We start from the raw sequence: 15,832 nt of genomic DNA on the forward strand, positions 1-15,832 counted from the left end.
AAAATTTATTTAAAATTCGTATTTACCTATAATAATATGTATAATCTTTTGTAATTTTACAGCATGGAATTAAGCATTGGAGAAATGGCACTGATTGCGATAGCAATCGTTGTATTATTCGGCCCGGATAAACTTCCTCAGATAGCACGTGACTTAGGAGCGGGTGTTAGAAAGATGCGTGGCGCAGTGGAGGACATCAAAACTGAAATTATGAAAGAAACTGACAACCCAGTTTCTGAAATTAAGCGCGAGATTGAGAAGGTGAAGGATGCTGCTAAAGACTTTAATCCAATGAAAGATGTTCAGAAAGATATCCTTAGTGATCCGGCGGTTTCTAATGAGCCTCCAAAACCCAAGCCTGCCGACGATGAAACGCATGAAGGACCTGTAAGCAGATAATTCATGGAAGAGCTTATTCAGGAAGATAAGAAGGTCTTTTTGTACCTTAATAATTTGGGAGACACTTCTTTTGACCAGTTTTGGATGCTGATTTCAAGCACATGGATCTGGGTTCCGCTTTACATTATATTTCTTTATTTTTTATATAAAAATTTCAAACTAAGATCTTTAGTTTTTATTCTTTTATTTATAGCAATCGGAGTTACGGTTTCGGATCAGTTAGCGGGTATTTTCAAATATGGAGTCGCCAGGCTGAGACCTTGCCATGATCCCGCACTGGAGCATCATATGAGGATTGTAAAATGTGGCGGACAGTTTGGATTTTATTCTGCCCATGCCTCTAATACGTTCTTTTTAGCAACTTATCTCGGTATGTTGTTAAAAAAGAAACTCAGTTGGTTTCCTTATGCTATATTTGTGTGGGCTATAGTGGTTTCCTATAGTCGCATATATTTAGGAGTGCATTTCCCGATGGATATTTTGGTGGGGGCGTTTGTTGGAATTTTATTGGGAGTGATCTTTGGTGCACTTGCCAAAAAAGTCATCAACAAACAGAATATAACACCATGAAAAAACATTTATTACTGGGAGCATTAGCCTTTACCTCGTGTACACTGTACGCTCAAGACAAAAAAACGGCAGACGAATGCTTTAAAAATGCAGATTACAAATGTGCAGAAGAACAGTATTCAAAACTGGCGGAAAAAGAGCAGATCCAAAAATACCAGGCGGAATATTATGACAATCTGGGCACCGCTCAAAGAAGGCTGGGAAAGACTGCTCTGGCTTTTAAATCCTATGAATCAGCTTTGAAGGCTAATCCTATGTCAGTTTCTGTCTATGCCAACCTGGCTTCTCTATACAGCCAGAAAGGAAATAAACCCAAAGCTTTGGAATACATTGCCAATGGACTTCGTGTAGATGCAGAAAATCCGGATTTATATTTAACCCGTTCTAAAATTTACGACAGCCAGGGTAAAAAAGAGCTTGCTATCAAAGATTTAAACCAGATTTTAACCTTTGCTCCGGACAATATTTATGCAAAAACCGGATTAGCAAGCCTGAAGAAAAATAATGGCGATCTGGAAGGAGCTTTAAAAGATTATAATCAGTTGATTTCAGAAAAACCTGAATCCCTATTGTACAATGGCAGGGCAGATGTTTATTTTAAAATGAAGAAAACAAAGGAAGCCCTTTCTGATATTAATAAAGCCATTTCTATCGACCCAAAATTTGCACAATCCTATGTAACCAAAGCATTAATCCTGTTTGATGGAGCTAAGCAAAAAGAAGCTTGTGCTAATTTGGATAAAGCAGTCAGTTTAGGATATGAAAAAGCCGTGTTGGCGGATTATTATGCTAAATGCCTTGCAAAATAGATTTATTGCCATGATATGGTCTTTCCTGTACATTAAGTCGGGTGGACTATCAATTTAAAAATTACTAAAGTATATACATGCTGAATATCGTTCTTGTAGAACCGGAAATACCCAATAATACAGGTAATATCGGAAGATTATGTGTGGGGACAGAAAGTAGACTGCACCTCATTCATCCGTTTGGATTTGTGATTAATGATAAAAATTTAAAAAGATCCGGCCTGGATTATTGGGTACATCTTGATGTTTCCGAATATCCCAATGTTGATGAGTGGATAAAGATAATTCCCGATCAATCCCGTGTGTTTTTAATGAGTTCACATGCTGAAAAATCATATTTAGAAAACGATTTTCAGGACGGCGACTGGCTGGTTTTCGGCAAGGAAAGTGTAGGTTTGAGTAAAGAGGTTTTAGATTCTTTTGACAATCATTTAACCATTCCGATGTCAAAATTAATCCGAAGCTTTAATATTGCCAATTCAGTTGCTTTTGTGATTGGTGAAGCCAAAAGGCAGATTGATCTGAAGGTGTAGAGGATTGGTTTTTAGTTGACAGTTGTTGGTTTTTAGTGTTTGGTGTTTAGGCTGTATGTTAAGTCTGAAATCTGATGTCTGAAATCTCCTAATCATTATGATAAGGTTTTCCCTGTAAGATCTGGTCGGCTCTATAAAGCTGTTCAACGATAAATAAACGGATCATCTGATGCGTGAATGTCATTTTAGATAATGACATTTTTTCGTTGGCTCTGTTGTAGATGTCCTCAGAAAAACCATAAGCACCACCGATCAGAATATGTACTTTTTTAACGGAAGAATTCATCCAGGTATCAATTTTCTGAGCAAATTCCCGGCTGGTAAATTGTTTTCCTTTTTCATCCAGAATCACAACCAGATCATTTTTGTCGATACCGTTTATGAAAAGTTTAGCTTCTTCTTTCTTTAAAAGGTCCGGTGACAGATTTTTGGCGTTTTTAACGTCTGGAATTTCAGTAATTTCAAAATTCCAGTGCTTGGGAAGCCGCGTAAGATAATAATTGATTAAAGAGGTGATTTCTTTATCGTCTGTTTTGCCGATACAAAGTAAACTGATTCGCATTTCTTAAGAGGGTTTCAATAGAAAGTCCAAAGATACTATTTTTTGTGGAGGTACGATTGTGCCGGAAAAGAATAGGGGACGAACCGAAGTTTATGAGAGGATTTCTAAATGAAAATCAAATATCAATTCATCATAAAGTATTTCAGTTGAATAATCCTCAAATTCCTTATGTTCTAAAAATTCTGTATTTTTACAAGATCAACTCACTGTGATTAATTGAAATTGCTTTTCTGCATCTTTTTTTGATTTTTTAGCTTCTTTATTCGGAAGGTAAAGGTGTAATTTGAAAAAACTGTATGAAAGGAAACACAAATAAGATAAGATGGCTATAAAAGTTCCCAGGTTTATTATAAAGGTTCAGGATTTTTTTGATGATATCCATATTCCAGTTCTGGGAATATCGCTTTGGCAGTTGTTTCAGATTTATATCTCGGGAATTTTTAAAGGGAACATTGGAAGAAAAGCAGCGGCAATTTCCTGGAGTTTTACCATCAGTTTATTTCCATTTCTTCTTTTCCTGCTTTCTGTTTTACCGTATATGCCGCACTATGATAAATTGCAGTTTTATATTTTTGAAGTCCTGATGCATAACATTATTCCATCCAATATGGAACATGATGTAAGAGGATATATTGAGACCAATATTATCCCGAATATGAAGGGAATCAGTAATCTGACGATCGTTCTGGCACTGGTATTTGCAACCAACGGAACTTTTTCTCTTATTAATGGTTTTAATGAAAACTCGGACGAAAAGCTTACCGATGTAAAAGAATTCATCCTTTCTTTTTTTATTACCATAGGCTTTATTACCATCGTTTTTATGGCACTTTTCGGAGTCTATTATGTGGAGGTCGTTATGAAGCTTTTTACCCCGGCTTATGATGTTTCGTGGCTGGTGAAAAACCTTTCCAAGATTATTGGATTTGTCTCTTTCCCTCTGTTTTATTTTATCCTTCTGACCTTATTTTACTGGTTGGGAACAGTGAAAATTTCCAGATTCAGACAGGCAGTTCCGGGAGCTATTCTTACGACGGTATTGTTCGTGGCTACCACGTATTTATTTGCGATTTATGTGAAAGATATTGCCCGATACAACGTTCTTTACGGTTCCATCGGAAGTATGATTTTATTAATGGTTTGGGTGAATGTGAATGTCTACCTACTGTTATTCGGGAATGAGCTCAATATGGCCATCAGAAAATTACGGATCGAAAAATTAATGTCCGATGAAATTAAAAAAGAAACTGCCAATTACCATTTCATGATCACTGAACCCAGTGAAAGCAGCGAAGAACATCACAGAAAATTAGAAAATTACAAGAAAAAGGATTAATTTTCTATCAGGTTTGGATCCTTTTTAGCACTCATTCTTAATACGGTGAATCCCAAAACAGCAGATAAAAAAGAAGCGATCAGAATGGCAAATTTTGCCTCATCCTGAATCGGTATCTGATCTTTAAAGGAAAGCAATGCAATAAAAATTGACATGGTAAAACCTATTCCTGCCAGCAGGCCAACCCCAATCATTTGTGTCCACGAACTGTTTTGAGGTAGTGAACTTAACTTCATTTTAATGGCTATAAATGAAAACAGATTAATACCGAGAAGTTTTCCTGCTACCAATCCGCCAATAATCCCCAATCCTAGTGTACTGGTCACTCCCTGAACCATTTCGCTGTTAAAAGCAATATTGGTATTCGTTAAAGCAAATATAGGCATGATGAGGAAATTCACCGGAAGATGGAGTTTGTGCTCCAGTTTTTCCAAAGGTGAAATAGTGACATTGGAGACATTTGTCGGAATTGAAAAAGCCAGTACAACCCCCGCAATCGTCGCATGAATTCCTGAATGATGCAGGAAATACCATAAAAATAATCCCGGAATAATATAGAAAATAAGCTTTGTAACCTTGAAAAAGTTCAACAGAAATAGCAGAAGCGTTACCCCTGCGGACAAAAGTAAATAGATCCAATGAATCTGATCGGTATAGAAAATAGCAATTACTAAAATAGCTCCCAAATCATCCACAATAGCCAATGCAGCAAGGAAAATTTTGATAGAATTGGGAATTCTTTTTCCCAGCATAGAAACAATCGCCAGTGAAAAGGCGATATCAGTAGCCATAGGAATTCCCCAGCCGTTGGCATATTCCGTTCCGAAATTGAAGAACGTATAGATAAGTGCCGGTACCAGCATACCGCCTACCGCCGCAAAAATAGGCAAAGAGGCATTTTTGAAGGACGAAAGTTCACCTTCCACCATTTCTCTTTTTATCTCAAGCCCTACCAGCAAAAAGAAAATGGCCATTAATCCATCATTGATCCAGATGCTGACAGGATATTCCAAATGAAAGAGATGAGTCCCCACATTGTTGTCCAGAAAGCTTTGAAAACCTTCGCCTGCAGATGAATTGGCAATTAGTAATGAAGCCAGCACACAGAGAATAAGGATTATTCCTGAGGATTGGCTGCTGTTGAAAAATTTCTTGAAATATAGAGTTAAATTCATATCTAAGATTGTAATCGCCTCACGATGGAAACGCCGTCAATATCTTTAAGTTTTTTAAATGTTTCTTCCAGCTGGCTTTTGTTTTTCACTTCCAGGTTGATGTTGCCGGTAAAAATTCCGTCATTGGATTCAATAGACATACTCTTCATATCCATTCCCATACTGCCGCTGATGACAGCTGTAATATCATTGATCATTCCCATTCTGTCAAGCCCTTCAATCTCAATTTTAACTCTGTTTTTGAAGCTTTCGGCATTTACCCATTTTGCAGGAATTACCCTGTAATCGTATTGTGCTCTCAGGTTAATGGCATTCGGACAGTTATCACTGTGAACCTTGATTCCGTCAGAAATGGTGATGAATCCGAAAATTTTATCTCCAGGAATTACCGTACAGCATTTTGCGTAGCTATAATTCAGTTTTTCTCCGTCTTTTCCGAAGATAATCATGTCGAGATTCTGCTCTTTAGGCTCTACGAAATGCTGATTCTTCGCGGGTGATTTTCTGAATCTTGAAAGTAAATTATTAAACATATTCTTACTTTCAATATATTTTCTTAAGCTGCTTGCATCCAGTTCATTGGTTTGAAACTTAAGGAACAGCTCCTGGGAAGATTTAAGATTAAAGAATTTTTGAAGTTTGTTGACTTCTTCATCATTAAAATTAATTTTTGCGTGACGCAGTTTTCTCTGAAGAATTTCCTTGCCTTCGTCTACCAGCTGGTTTTTTTGTGAATTCAGATAACTTTTGACCTTGGACTTGGCTTTAGAGGTCACCACAAATTCCAGCCAGTCAGATTTTGGTTTCTGGTTCTGAGAAGAAAGGATGTCCACCTGATCTCCGTTTTGAAGAACGTACGAGATGGGAACCAGTTTTCCGTTAATTTTTGCGCCAAGACACTTCATTCCCAGATCCGAATGGACGGAAAAGGCAAAATCCAGTGCTGTAGCGTTGGTGGGAAGAATTTTAATTTCTCCTTTCGGAGTAAAGACAAATACTTCTTTTGAATATAAATTAAGCTTAATATTATCTAAAAGCTCTGAAGTTGATAAGTTTTGCTGCTGTTCAAGGATATCACGAATTTCAGTGACCCATCTTTCAAAATTTCGGTCATCGGAGCTTTGTTTGTAGCCTTCCTTGTATTTGTAGTGGGCGGCAACGCCTTTTTCAGCAATTTCATCCATTCTTTCAGAACGGATCTGTACTTCAATCCATTTTTTATCAGGTCCGAGTACGGTAAGGTGCAAACTTTCATATCCGGTAGAACGGGGTTGGGTGATCCAGTCACGCATCCTTGACGGGTTACTGTGGTATACATCCGTTACGATGGAATAAATTTTCCAAGCCAGAAATTTTTCATTTTTAGCATCGGATTTATAGATGATTCTGATGGCGTAATTATCAAAGACTTCCTCAAAAGAAACGCCTTGCTTCAGCATTTTTCTGTAAATGGAAGAGATCGCTTTTGCTCGCCCCTTGATGGTAAAATTAAGGCCTTCATCTTTTAATCTTTCAGAAACTTCCGTTTTGAATTCTTCGATGTATCGTTCACGGTTTTCTTTCGCGAGCTCCAATTTTTCCGTAATCTCTGTATAGACATCCGGATTGTTGTATTTTAAAGATAAATCTTCAAGTTCTGATTTGATGTTATACAATCCTAAACGGTGCGCCATGGGAGCATAGATGTAGACGGTTTCGGAAGCAATTTTCTTCTGTTTGTCCGGAGCCATGCTTTCCAGCGTACGCATATTGTGAAGACGGTCTGCAATCTTGATCAGAATCACTCTGAAATCTTCAGAAAGGGTCAGCAGAAGTTTTCTGTAATTTTCAGATTGTACGGAGATATTCTGATGGTTCATGATGGATATTTTCGTTAATCCATTCACAATATTGGCTATTTTTTCGCCAAAAATCTTTTTAATATCTTCATATGTATAATCCGAATCTTCTATAACGTCATGCAGAAGGGCACAGGCAATGGAAGTTGCTCCCAAACCTATTTCCGTCGCTACAATTTTGGCAACCGCAATGGGATGGTAGATGTAAGGTTCTCCGGATTTTCTTCTTTGATCTTTGTGGGCATCTAAAGCAATATCAAATGCCTTTCGGATAAGTTTGTTATTTTCCTCATCCAAAGTCCTGTAAGTATTAGAAATCAGGTCTTTATATCTTGCAAGGATTTCTTTGTTTTCTTGTTCTAAATCGTAACTCATTTGTGCTAATGCCTATATTTAAACGAAAATACGAAAATTTTTGCACTTTTCAAACACTAAAAAATCCGCAGAACAGGCCTGCGGATTTCCGGTTATTAGATTTAATGTATTTAAAATTTTAATTCTGAATCTATGCCCTGAGTAGAACTTTTTATTTTCACATCCGGACTGTTGTGTATTTCTGCCTTGCTCCGGGCATCGATGAATCTTTTAATATTATGGTATTCAGCTTGTTGTATGGTCATGTTTTCAAATAAATAGGTCTTTACAACAGAATTTTGATTGAAAATATTCTGAGCATTTTCCACCTGCTCATTGTCATGTACAGCCACACTGGCCAAATATTGAGTATTGTGTTGAGGATCGTTAACGTACACAATATACTCTGAGTTTCCAAAACCTAAACTTTCTAAATCTGTCTCAAGCTTTTTGTAATCACTGTGAGGTTCAAATAATCCAGCTAATATTTTTGACATGGTGATGGTTTTTAAAATTTCTACTTAAAGGTACTCATTAATTTTCATTTATTTTATAAAAAAATCAATATAATTTGTATTTTATTATTTTATCTATAATTTATTGTTAAATTATTTGAAAATGTCTATTGAACATTTGTTTAATATATTTGATTAAAATAACCTGTTTTTTACCAAAAAACTCTGCACGGATTATTGTGCAGAGTGTATAAGTTGGGCTAAAGCCTGTTTGTGTTAAATTATTCCCCCTTAATATTTAAATCCTTTCATTTTTGATTTCCTCAACAATTTCAGGATTCAATAGAGTAGAGATATCTCCGAAATTACTGAAGTCTCCCTCTGCAATCTTTCTCAGTATTCTACGCATAATTTTACCGGAACGTGTTTTCGGAAGCCCGGAAACAAACTGAATCTTATCAAGTTTTGCAATAGGACCGATCTGATCTGCAATCAACTGGTTGATTTCCTTTTTAAGATTTTCTTTCTGACGGCTTTCACCGGTTTCTTTTAACGTAACGAATCCGTACAAAGCGTTTCCTTTAATATCGTGAGGATAGCCTACAATTGCAGATTCTGCAACGGCAGGATGCTGGTTGATGCTGTCTTCAATCGGTGCTGTTCCCAAATTGTGTCCGGATACGATAATAACATCATCCACGCGGCCTGTAATTCTATAATAACCGACCTCATCTCTCAATGCACCGTCTCCGGTAAAATACTTTCCTGGAAAGGCTGTAAAGTAGGTTTCCTTGTATCTTTGATGGTCTCCCCATATGGTTCGAGCGATTCCCGGCCATGGGAAACGGATGCAAAGATTTCCCGTAACCTGATTTCCTGTAATTTCATTGCGTTTGTCATCCATCAGTACAGGCTGGATTCCAGGTAATGGAAGGGTGGCATAGGTAGGTTTTGTAGGTGTTATAAAGGGAAGCGGAGAAATCATGATGCCTCCTGTTTCTGTCTGCCACCAGGTATCCACGATAGGACATTTCTTTTTTCCGACATGATCGTTGAACCAGTGCCATGCTTCATCATTGATTGGTTCCCCTACGGATCCGATTACTCTTAATGAACTTAAATCATGTTTATCTACCCATTCTGTGCTTTCTTTTGCTAAAGAACGTATTGCGGTAGGAGCGGTGTAGAACTGGGTTACTTTATGTTTTTCAATCACTTCCCAGAAGCGGTCCGCCTCAGGGTAAGTAGGTACCCCTTCAAAAATTACGGTGGTGGCCCCGTTACAGAGCGGTCCGTAAAGGATATAGGAATGTCCGGTGATCCACCCGATGTCTGCGGTACACCAATAGATATCATTTTCCTGGTAATTGAAAACATTTTTAAAAGTATAGGCCGTGTAAACCATATATCCTGCACAGGTATGAAGCATACCCTTTGGTTTTCCGGTAGAACCCGACGTATACAGGATGAAAAGCGGATCTTCAGCATCCATAATAACCGTAACGAAATCCGGAGAAGCTTTTTCGTAAAGATCAGCCAGCCAGTGGTCTCTTCCTTCCTTCATGCTAATCTCGTTATGGGTTCTTTTTACCACTAAAACATGTTCTACGGTAGGAGTCTTTTCCAACGCTTCATCTACAATGCTTTTCAGATCTAATACTTTACTTCCTCTGTAGCTTCCGTCTGAGGTAATCACCATTTTAGCTCCACAGTCATTTACTCTTGACGAAACGGCCGCAGCAGAAAATCCGGCAAAAATTACCGAATGAACCGCTCCTAATTTTGCGCAGGCCAGCATAGTTACGGCCAGTTCCGGAATCATCGGGAGGTAGATGCATACGCGGTCTCCTTTTTCAATACCCATTTCACGGAGTACGTTGGCAGTTTTATTCACTCTTGTATAGAGTTCATGGTAGGAAATGTGCTGGGCTTCTTCTTTAGGATCATTGGGTTCCCAGATAATGGCTGTTTTTTCACCTCTTACGGAAAGATGGCGGTCGATACAGTTTTTGGTGATATTTAATTTGGCGTCTTTAAACCAGGTAATTTTGGCTTCACTCATATCGTACTTCACCACCTTACTCCATCTCTGATACCATACAAAGTTTTGGTCCGCTATCTTATCCCAGAATTTTTTAGGATTTTTAATAGACTTTTTATATTCCTCAAAATAATGCGGTAAATCTTCTATTAAGTAATTTCTCATATCCCTTTCTTTTTTGAAATTGTAATGTTTATATTTTAAATTTATGTTTAATTTGTGGCTTAAGCCCTATATCCCCTGATTTTTTCCTGAATTTCATCAATGATTTTTTCATCATCAATGGTTGAAGGAATCTGAAATTCTTTACCATCAAGTAAAGTTCTGATGAGCTTTCTTAAAATTTTCCCCGAACGTGTTTTTGGTAATCGTTTGACAGTCATTGCATTTTTTAAGAAGGCTACGGCCCCGATCTTTTCACGAACCATCTGAATGATCTCTTTTTCCAGGTCCTGCTCAGTGATGAGAGAACCATTCTTTACTACAACGGTGGCAAAGGGAATTTGGCCTTTTAGATTATCATCAATTCCCACAACGGTGCATTCTGCAACGTCCGGATGAGAAGAAACAATCTCCTCCATTTCCGAAGTGGAAAGCCTGTGGCCTGCAACATTAATCACATCGTCCACTCTTCCTGTGATGAAAATGTATCCGTCTTCATCTTTTATGGCGCCGTCACCGGAGAAATAATAACCGTTATATTGTGATAAATAGCTTTTCTGGTACCGTTCATAATCTTTCCAGACGCCTAAAAGGGCTCCGGGAGGAAGCGGAAGTTTGATAATTAAATAGCCTTCCTGATGAGCATCCAATTCATAGCCGTTTTCATCAAAAATTTTAATGTCATATCCGGGAATCGGTTTGCCTGCAGAAGCTCTTTTGATGGTGTAATTCTCATCATAAGTCATGAGCCCAAGCATCGGCCATCCTGATTCTGTCTGCCACCAATGATCAATAGCGGGAACCCCAATATGCTTTGCAAACCAGTCCAATGTAGCTACATCACACCGTTCTCCGGCTAAAAACTGCTTTTTGAAGTGGGACAGGTCATATTTCCTGACCAATTCTCCATTGGGATCTTCTTTTTTAATCGCCCTGATGGCAGTAGGCGCGGTAAACATGGCAGCAACTTTATATTCCGAAATGATTCTCCAGAATGTTCCGGCATCAGGAGTCATAATAGGCTTTCCTTCAAAAATAATAGTGGTATTTCTGTTGAGCAGAGGTCCGTATACTGTGTAACTATGACCAACAGCCCAGCCAAAATCAGACGCGGCCCAATAGGTTTCTCCGGGCTCTATTCCATAGATATACTTCATGGAAAATTTCAAAGCTACAGCATAACCTCCGGTATCGCGAACGATTCCTTTTGGTTTTCCGGTAGTTCCTGAAGTGTACAGTAAATAGAGTGGGTGGGTAGATTCAACGGAAACGCAGTCTATGGGTTCTGAATTTTTAACCAGTTCTTCATAATCAATAATCCCATCAAACATTTCGTGTTTGTTTTCAGTGAGTCTGCGGTTGTAAACAATGATGTGATCTACCTTATCCTGTGCCAGCTCAATGGCTTTTTCAACAAGCGGCAGATAAGGAATTCTTTTCGCTATTTCTACACCGGCTGTTGCAGTAATCAATGCTTTAGGTTTACAGTCATCAATTCTTACCACCAGTTCATGCGGTGCAAAACCTCCGAAAACAACATTATGAATCACACCGATTCTTGCACAGGCCAGCATGGCGAAAAGCGTTTGCGGGATCATCGGCATGTAAATTACTGCTGTATCGCCTTTTTTCAGACCTAAAGAAGCGAGTCCTCCGGCAAATTTTGCTATTTCCTCTTTCGCTTCATTAAAAGTGTACTGAAGTTTCTGATTGGTGACCGGAGAATCATAAATAATAGCGGTTTGCGCTCCGAAACCATCTTCAATATGTTGATCGATGCACAAATAGCATATATTAAGCTTTCCGTCTGCAAACCACTGCGGATAATTATTTTTGTCCGGCGAAAGAATATCGGTTGGGAATTCAAACCAGTTGATATTTCCGGCCTGTTCTTTCCAGAAATTTTCTTTGTCTTCTATACTTCTTTTGAATAAGGCATCTGAATTGATCATGGGTGTTGGTTTTTTGGTTGTCTGTTGTTGGTGTTTAGCCTATAAGCCGTGTTGATAGTCTGAAATCTGGCATCTTGCTTCTTTACTCTCCTTTAATAAACATTTCCTCAATCTGCTGCATTAGCTTCTTAATAGAATAAGGTTTTGTTACATAAGCGTCGGCGCCCATTTCCAGACCTTTTAAGATATCTTTCGGGTTGTTTTTTGCACTCAGAAAAATGACTTTTGTATCTTTCAATTCTGTGTCCTGTCTGATAATATCTAATGTGCTGTAGCCGTCTAAATTCGGCATCATGATGTCCAGAAGAATAACATCGGGAACCATTGTTTTAAGGAAATCCAATACTTCCGTTCCGTCTCTAGCTATATATACATCATAACCGTTCTTTTTGAAACTGTATTCCAGTGACATTAAAATTTTATGTTCATCGTCCGCAATGATGATCTTTTTCATACTGTACTTTGGTTTTGTTCAACTTCATCTTGTATTTCTTTTTCGGGAAGGGTAATCGTGAAGGTTACTCCCAATCCGCTGTTTTCGGCTTTTATAGTTCCGTGGTGGGCTTCTATGATCTTTTTTGAAATCGCCAGACCAAGCCCGCTTCCGGTAGGTTTTAAAATATTCTGATTTCTGGACTGATAAAATTTGTCAAAAATCATTTCAAGATCTTCCTCAGGAATTGTTTTTCCGGTATTGAAGATTTTAATAATCAATTCATTTTCCTTTTCAGATAACTTTGCTTGTATCGTTCCCTGTTCATCTGTAAATTTTAGGGCGTTTCCCAAAATATTCTGGAACAGTTGAATCATTCTTGCTTCATCATATTCAAAAATATAATGATTCAGGAGATCTACCTCACTTAAATGAATGTTTTTTTGTTGGATGAGGTGAAGCAGGGGATTGACTGCTTTTTTATAAGTGTCAATAATATTGTTTTTTCCGATGTGCAGAACGATTTCACCATGCTGGAGCTTATCAAGATAAAGAATATCGTTGATGATTTCACTCAATCTGTCTGATTCCGTAATGATGTTGTTTAAAAATTCTTTTTTGATGTCTAACGGAATATCATCATCATCCGCTAAAATTTCTCCGGCTGAACGTATTGCGGTAATGGGAGTTCTTAATTCATGGGCAACCGAATCCAGGAAATCATCTTTCTGACGGTCTTTGATGATGAGGTTTTCGTTGGCTGCTCTTAATTCATGAGAAAGGAGCTTAAGTTCATCAGACTGTTCCGTTAGTTTTTTATTGATGGTGATATTTTCTTTAGATTCCTCGAGAATGTTTAAAACCTCCTTTAAAGATATCTTGTCTTCTTTCGTTACCCCTTCGATCAGGATTTTTGCCGAAGCGGTTCCGATTCTTCCTGCCAGAAGATTTTCTGAAAATTTGATAAACCTTGAATCTGCCGTTTCAGTTTTTGAATCGATATTGTATTTTAAATTAAATATTCTCAACGCCTGTTCGGTTTTATTTTTACCTAAAAAACGCTCCAGAATATTTTTAATATCAGAAACATAGGCGGTTCCGCGCCAGATAAATGCATTTTCGTGGTTTTGGATATATTTATCGATATCAACATACAGTTCAGCAAAATTCCTTTCGCGGTAATTACCTTTGATGCTCACTGAAATAATAGCAAATAAACTGGTATTGACTAACATCGACCAGAAAAAGATCTGCGGGATTCTGCTTAAATAAGGAATGCTGAAAAAATTAAAAACATCATAAATACCTCGTAAAGCCCCCTTGAATTCCTGATTGTAGGAAAAATAATACTGTGGAATGATCAATCCGAAATAGCAAATCGCCAATCCGGCAAGAAGTCCTGTGATGGCCCCTTTGTAGCTTCCCCTTCTCCAGAAAAGTGCTCCGAAAAATGCCGGCGCCAGTTGTCCGATCACTACAAAAGAAATCAATCCTACAGAATCCAGTGACGTTTTAAGGATAAAATATTTATAAAACCCAAATGCCATAAGCACCAGCGCGAAAATACTTATCTTTCTGATATTGGTGATGGTTCTTGTATTTTGAACCTCATGTTCTGATTTGAATTTCCCTAACAATCCATAAGGAATGATCAGGTTGTTGGTAAGCATGATCGATAAGGTGATGGCAGAAATAATAATCATTGAAATGGAAGAGCTTAATCCACCCAGAAATACCAATACGGTGATTAATGTATTGCCAAAATGCTGCGGAATCAGGATAGAGTAGAATTCAGGATTTACATTCTGTCCATTAAAAATAAGTCTTCCGCCCCATGCAATAGGAAAAATGAAAATGGTAAAAATCAAAAGATAAAGCGGGAAAAACCAGATAGCGGTTTTGATATGTTTTTCCTGTCTGTTTTCAACGATAGCGGTATGAAATTGCCGCGGAAGAATACAGATTGCTGTGGCTGAAATCATGCATAAAACCATCCAGTTTAAAGCACCTTCAATTCCGTTAAACGTGTTTTTTTGTTTAAAATCTTTGAACTGACTGGCTTTTTCATAAATATCTGTAAATCCGTCAAAAGCAAAATAGATCACAAAAAGCCCTAAAATAATGATAAAAAACAGCTTTAAAAAACTCTCTAAAGCGATAGCAGAAATGATTCCGAGACGTTTTTCCGATGCATCCACATACCGCGTTCCGTAATAAGAGGAAAACAGGGCAATCAAAACAACGACAAAAGTTGCATTATCAGTCAGTATATTTTTTGACATTGGGGTTTCTGTCACTAAATGAAAGGTTTCTGAAATCGCTTTGATCTGCAATCCAATGTAAGGAACAATGGCGAAAAGACAGACAATGGTAATAATAGCACTGAAACTTCTGCTGTTTCCGTAGCGTAAAGAGATAAAATCGGCAAGACTGCTTATTTTATTCACTCTGGAAATTCTTACAATGCGGGTATTGATGAAAATCCATGCGGGAATAATCATAACAGGACCGATGTAGATCGGAAGATAGTTAAGCCCGCTTGTAGCCGCTACTCCAATACTTCCGTAATAAGTCCATGCCGTACAGTATACAGCAAGTGATAAAGCGTAAATATAAGGATTGTTGATCCAGATTTTACTCCTTTTTTTCTCAGCCAGATGGGCAACCAGGAACAAAAGTGCCAGGTAGAGCAAGACAACGATAAATAAAGCAAAACTACTCATCATATCTTTTTACGATTACAAAAGATACAATGATAGAGATCATCCATACAGCGAACATATAGATCAGAATGGTTGGATATCCGAAAACCTCCCTTTCACTGTTAAACAACAGTGAGATAGGAATGCTGAAAGCAATCATCAGTCCGATGCTCAGGATAATCAGTTTTTGTTCGTGTCTTTTTTTCATGAGTAATAAGAGACCATTGATGAGTGCCTATATAGAAAACTCATCAATGATCAATATGATTGTTAAGCTTTGTCGTCCGAATATTCACCAGTTAACGCATAATATCCGAAAATTGCCAGTCCACCGGAGATAATGGGCATCAGTACAAACATAATAATGATCCCGAATACCAGATCCTCCTGTTTTCCTGAGGTAATTTTTGGAATCCCCATGACAGTAATTCCAAAATATCCCACCACCAAAGCCATTAAGATCCAGAGAATGCCAAATATTTTTTTTAGTCCGTTCATTTTAGTAGTATTA

General features: G+C 37.8%; 15 protein-coding genes and 1 pseudogene. 6 read left to right on the top strand and 10 right to left on the bottom strand.

All coding sequences use genetic code 11. The annotated features are described in order from the left end of the window. Positions 1-84: 84 nt before the first annotated feature. From IW15_RS23190 to IW15_RS05055, 5 genes and pseudogenes are all read left to right on the top strand, one after another. Positions 85-162: pseudogene (locus tag IW15_RS23190) on the top strand (Sec-independent protein translocase subunit TatA/TatB); the annotation flags it as partial. Positions 163-210: 48 nt separating this feature from the next. Then, positions 211-399 (top strand): hypothetical protein, encoded by a 189-nt coding sequence (locus IW15_RS23195; RefSeq protein WP_394331238.1) that lies wholly within the window; start codon positions 211-213, stop codon positions 397-399. A gap of 3 nt (positions 400-402) precedes the next feature. Continuing rightward, positions 403-969, top strand: coding sequence for a phosphatase PAP2 family protein (locus IW15_RS05045; RefSeq protein WP_034709702.1), 567 nt, complete (start codon positions 403-405; stop codon positions 967-969). Beyond that, positions 966-1,778 (top strand): tetratricopeptide repeat protein, encoded by an 813-nt coding sequence (locus IW15_RS05050; protein ID WP_034709703.1) that lies wholly within the window; start codon positions 966-968, stop codon positions 1,776-1,778. The genes IW15_RS05045 and IW15_RS05050 overlap by 4 nt, the downstream gene beginning before the upstream one ends. A gap of 77 nt (positions 1,779-1,855) precedes the next feature. After that, complete coding sequence (locus IW15_RS05055; protein ID WP_034709704.1) at positions 1,856-2,311, top strand: tRNA (cytidine(34)-2'-O)-methyltransferase; 456 nt, start codon at positions 1,856-1,858, stop codon at positions 2,309-2,311. 88 nt (positions 2,312-2,399) lie between these two features. Here the strand turns inward: IW15_RS05055 and IW15_RS05060 are convergent, their stop codons facing one another. Further along, entirely contained in the window at positions 2,400-2,873 is a 474-nt protein-coding gene (locus tag IW15_RS05060) for a 23S rRNA (pseudouridine(1915)-N(3))-methyltransferase RlmH (RefSeq protein ID WP_034709706.1), read from the bottom strand. Positions 2,874-3,195: 322 nt separating this feature from the next. On the opposite strand from IW15_RS05060, the gene IW15_RS05065 reads away from it, so the two are divergent. After that, the gene (locus IW15_RS05065; protein ID WP_034709708.1) at positions 3,196-4,209 is read left to right on the top strand and encodes a YihY/virulence factor BrkB family protein; all 1,014 of its coding nucleotides are present in this window, start codon (positions 3,196-3,198) and stop codon (positions 4,207-4,209) included. Here IW15_RS05065 and nhaA read toward each other — a convergent pair. The 9 genes from nhaA to IW15_RS05110 form a co-directional block, all read right to left on the bottom strand. After that, positions 4,206-5,384 carry a Na+/H+ antiporter NhaA gene (gene nhaA / locus IW15_RS05070; RefSeq protein WP_034709709.1) on the bottom strand — a complete coding sequence of 393 codons (1,179 nt, stop codon included), beginning with the start codon at positions 5,382-5,384 and terminating at the stop codon, positions 4,206-4,208. The two genes, IW15_RS05065 and nhaA, sit on opposite strands and share 4 nt — an antisense overlap. 2 nt (positions 5,385-5,386) lie before the next feature. Next, on the bottom strand, positions 5,387-7,597 hold the full coding sequence (locus IW15_RS05075) for a RelA/SpoT family protein (RefSeq protein WP_034709711.1): 2,211 nt from the start codon (positions 7,595-7,597) through the stop codon (positions 5,387-5,389). A gap of 110 nt (positions 7,598-7,707) precedes the next feature. After that, positions 7,708-8,073, bottom strand: coding sequence for a hypothetical protein (locus IW15_RS05080; RefSeq protein WP_034709712.1), 366 nt, complete (start codon positions 8,071-8,073; stop codon positions 7,708-7,710). A gap of 256 nt (positions 8,074-8,329) precedes the next feature. Next, positions 8,330-10,282: an acetate--CoA ligase gene (gene acs / locus IW15_RS05085; RefSeq protein WP_228384307.1), complete on the bottom strand. Its 1,953-nt coding sequence runs from the start codon at positions 10,280-10,282 to the stop codon at positions 8,330-8,332. Between the two features lie 14 nt (positions 10,283-10,296). Next, on the bottom strand, positions 10,297-12,183 hold the full coding sequence (locus IW15_RS05090) for an AMP-binding protein (RefSeq protein WP_034709879.1): 1,887 nt from the start codon (positions 12,181-12,183) through the stop codon (positions 10,297-10,299). Positions 12,184-12,268: 85 nt separating this feature from the next. After that, positions 12,269-12,640, bottom strand: a complete 372-nt coding sequence (locus tag IW15_RS05095) for a response regulator transcription factor (RefSeq protein WP_034709714.1) — start codon at positions 12,638-12,640, stop codon at positions 12,269-12,271. After that, the gene (locus IW15_RS05100) at positions 12,637-15,342 is read right to left on the bottom strand and encodes an ATP-binding protein (protein ID WP_034709716.1); all 2,706 of its coding nucleotides are present in this window, start codon (positions 15,340-15,342) and stop codon (positions 12,637-12,639) included. Before IW15_RS05100 ends, IW15_RS05095 begins: the two co-directional genes overlap by 4 nt. Beyond that, positions 15,335-15,529, bottom strand: a complete 195-nt coding sequence (locus tag IW15_RS05105; protein WP_034709718.1) for a hypothetical protein — start codon at positions 15,527-15,529, stop codon at positions 15,335-15,337. Before IW15_RS05105 ends, IW15_RS05100 begins: the two co-directional genes overlap by 8 nt. Positions 15,530-15,591: 62 nt before the next feature. After that, complete coding sequence (locus IW15_RS05110) at positions 15,592-15,819, bottom strand: DUF6814 family protein (RefSeq protein WP_034709720.1); 228 nt, start codon at positions 15,817-15,819, stop codon at positions 15,592-15,594. Between the last annotated feature and the right edge of the window lie 13 nt (positions 15,820-15,832).

Origin of the sequence: Chryseobacterium soli (genome assembly GCF_000737705.1) — a bacterium.
Classification (GTDB): Bacteria; Bacteroidota; Bacteroidia; order Flavobacteriales; family Weeksellaceae; genus Chryseobacterium; species Chryseobacterium soli.

What these genes read in the sequence shown, in the direction of transcription:
- IW15_RS05100 (WP_034709716.1), bottom strand. Translation starts at nt 15,342, where the DNA reads ATGAGTAGTTTTGCTTTATTTATCGTTGTCTTGCTCTACCTGGCACTT.
- IW15_RS05105 (WP_034709718.1), bottom strand. Translation starts at nt 15,529, where the DNA reads ATGAAAAAAAGACACGAACAAAAACTGATTATCCTGAGCATCGGACTG.
- IW15_RS05075 (WP_034709711.1), bottom strand. Translation starts at nt 7,597, where the DNA reads ATGAGTTACGATTTAGAACAAGAAAACAAAGAAATCCTTGCAAGATAT.
- IW15_RS23195 (WP_394331238.1), top strand. Translation starts at nt 211, where the DNA reads ATGAAAGAAACTGACAACCCAGTTTCTGAAATTAAGCGCGAGATTGAG.
- IW15_RS05095 (WP_034709714.1), bottom strand. Translation starts at nt 12,640, where the DNA reads ATGAAAAAGATCATCATTGCGGACGATGAACATAAAATTTTAATGTCA.
- IW15_RS05055 (WP_034709704.1), top strand. Translation starts at nt 1,856, where the DNA reads ATGCTGAATATCGTTCTTGTAGAACCGGAAATACCCAATAATACAGGT.
- nhaA (WP_034709709.1), bottom strand. Translation starts at nt 5,384, where the DNA reads ATGAATTTAACTCTATATTTCAAGAAATTTTTCAACAGCAGCCAATCC.
- IW15_RS05080 (WP_034709712.1), bottom strand. Translation starts at nt 8,073, where the DNA reads ATGTCAAAAATATTAGCTGGATTATTTGAACCTCACAGTGATTACAAA.
- IW15_RS05060 (WP_034709706.1), bottom strand. Translation starts at nt 2,873, where the DNA reads ATGCGAATCAGTTTACTTTGTATCGGCAAAACAGACGATAAAGAAATC.
- IW15_RS05110 (WP_034709720.1), bottom strand. Translation starts at nt 15,819, where the DNA reads ATGAACGGACTAAAAAAAATATTTGGCATTCTCTGGATCTTAATGGCT.
- IW15_RS05065 (WP_034709708.1), top strand. Translation starts at nt 3,196, where the DNA reads ATGGCTATAAAAGTTCCCAGGTTTATTATAAAGGTTCAGGATTTTTTT.
- IW15_RS05050 (WP_034709703.1), top strand. Translation starts at nt 966, where the DNA reads ATGAAAAAACATTTATTACTGGGAGCATTAGCCTTTACCTCGTGTACA.
- IW15_RS05045 (WP_034709702.1), top strand. Translation starts at nt 403, where the DNA reads ATGGAAGAGCTTATTCAGGAAGATAAGAAGGTCTTTTTGTACCTTAAT.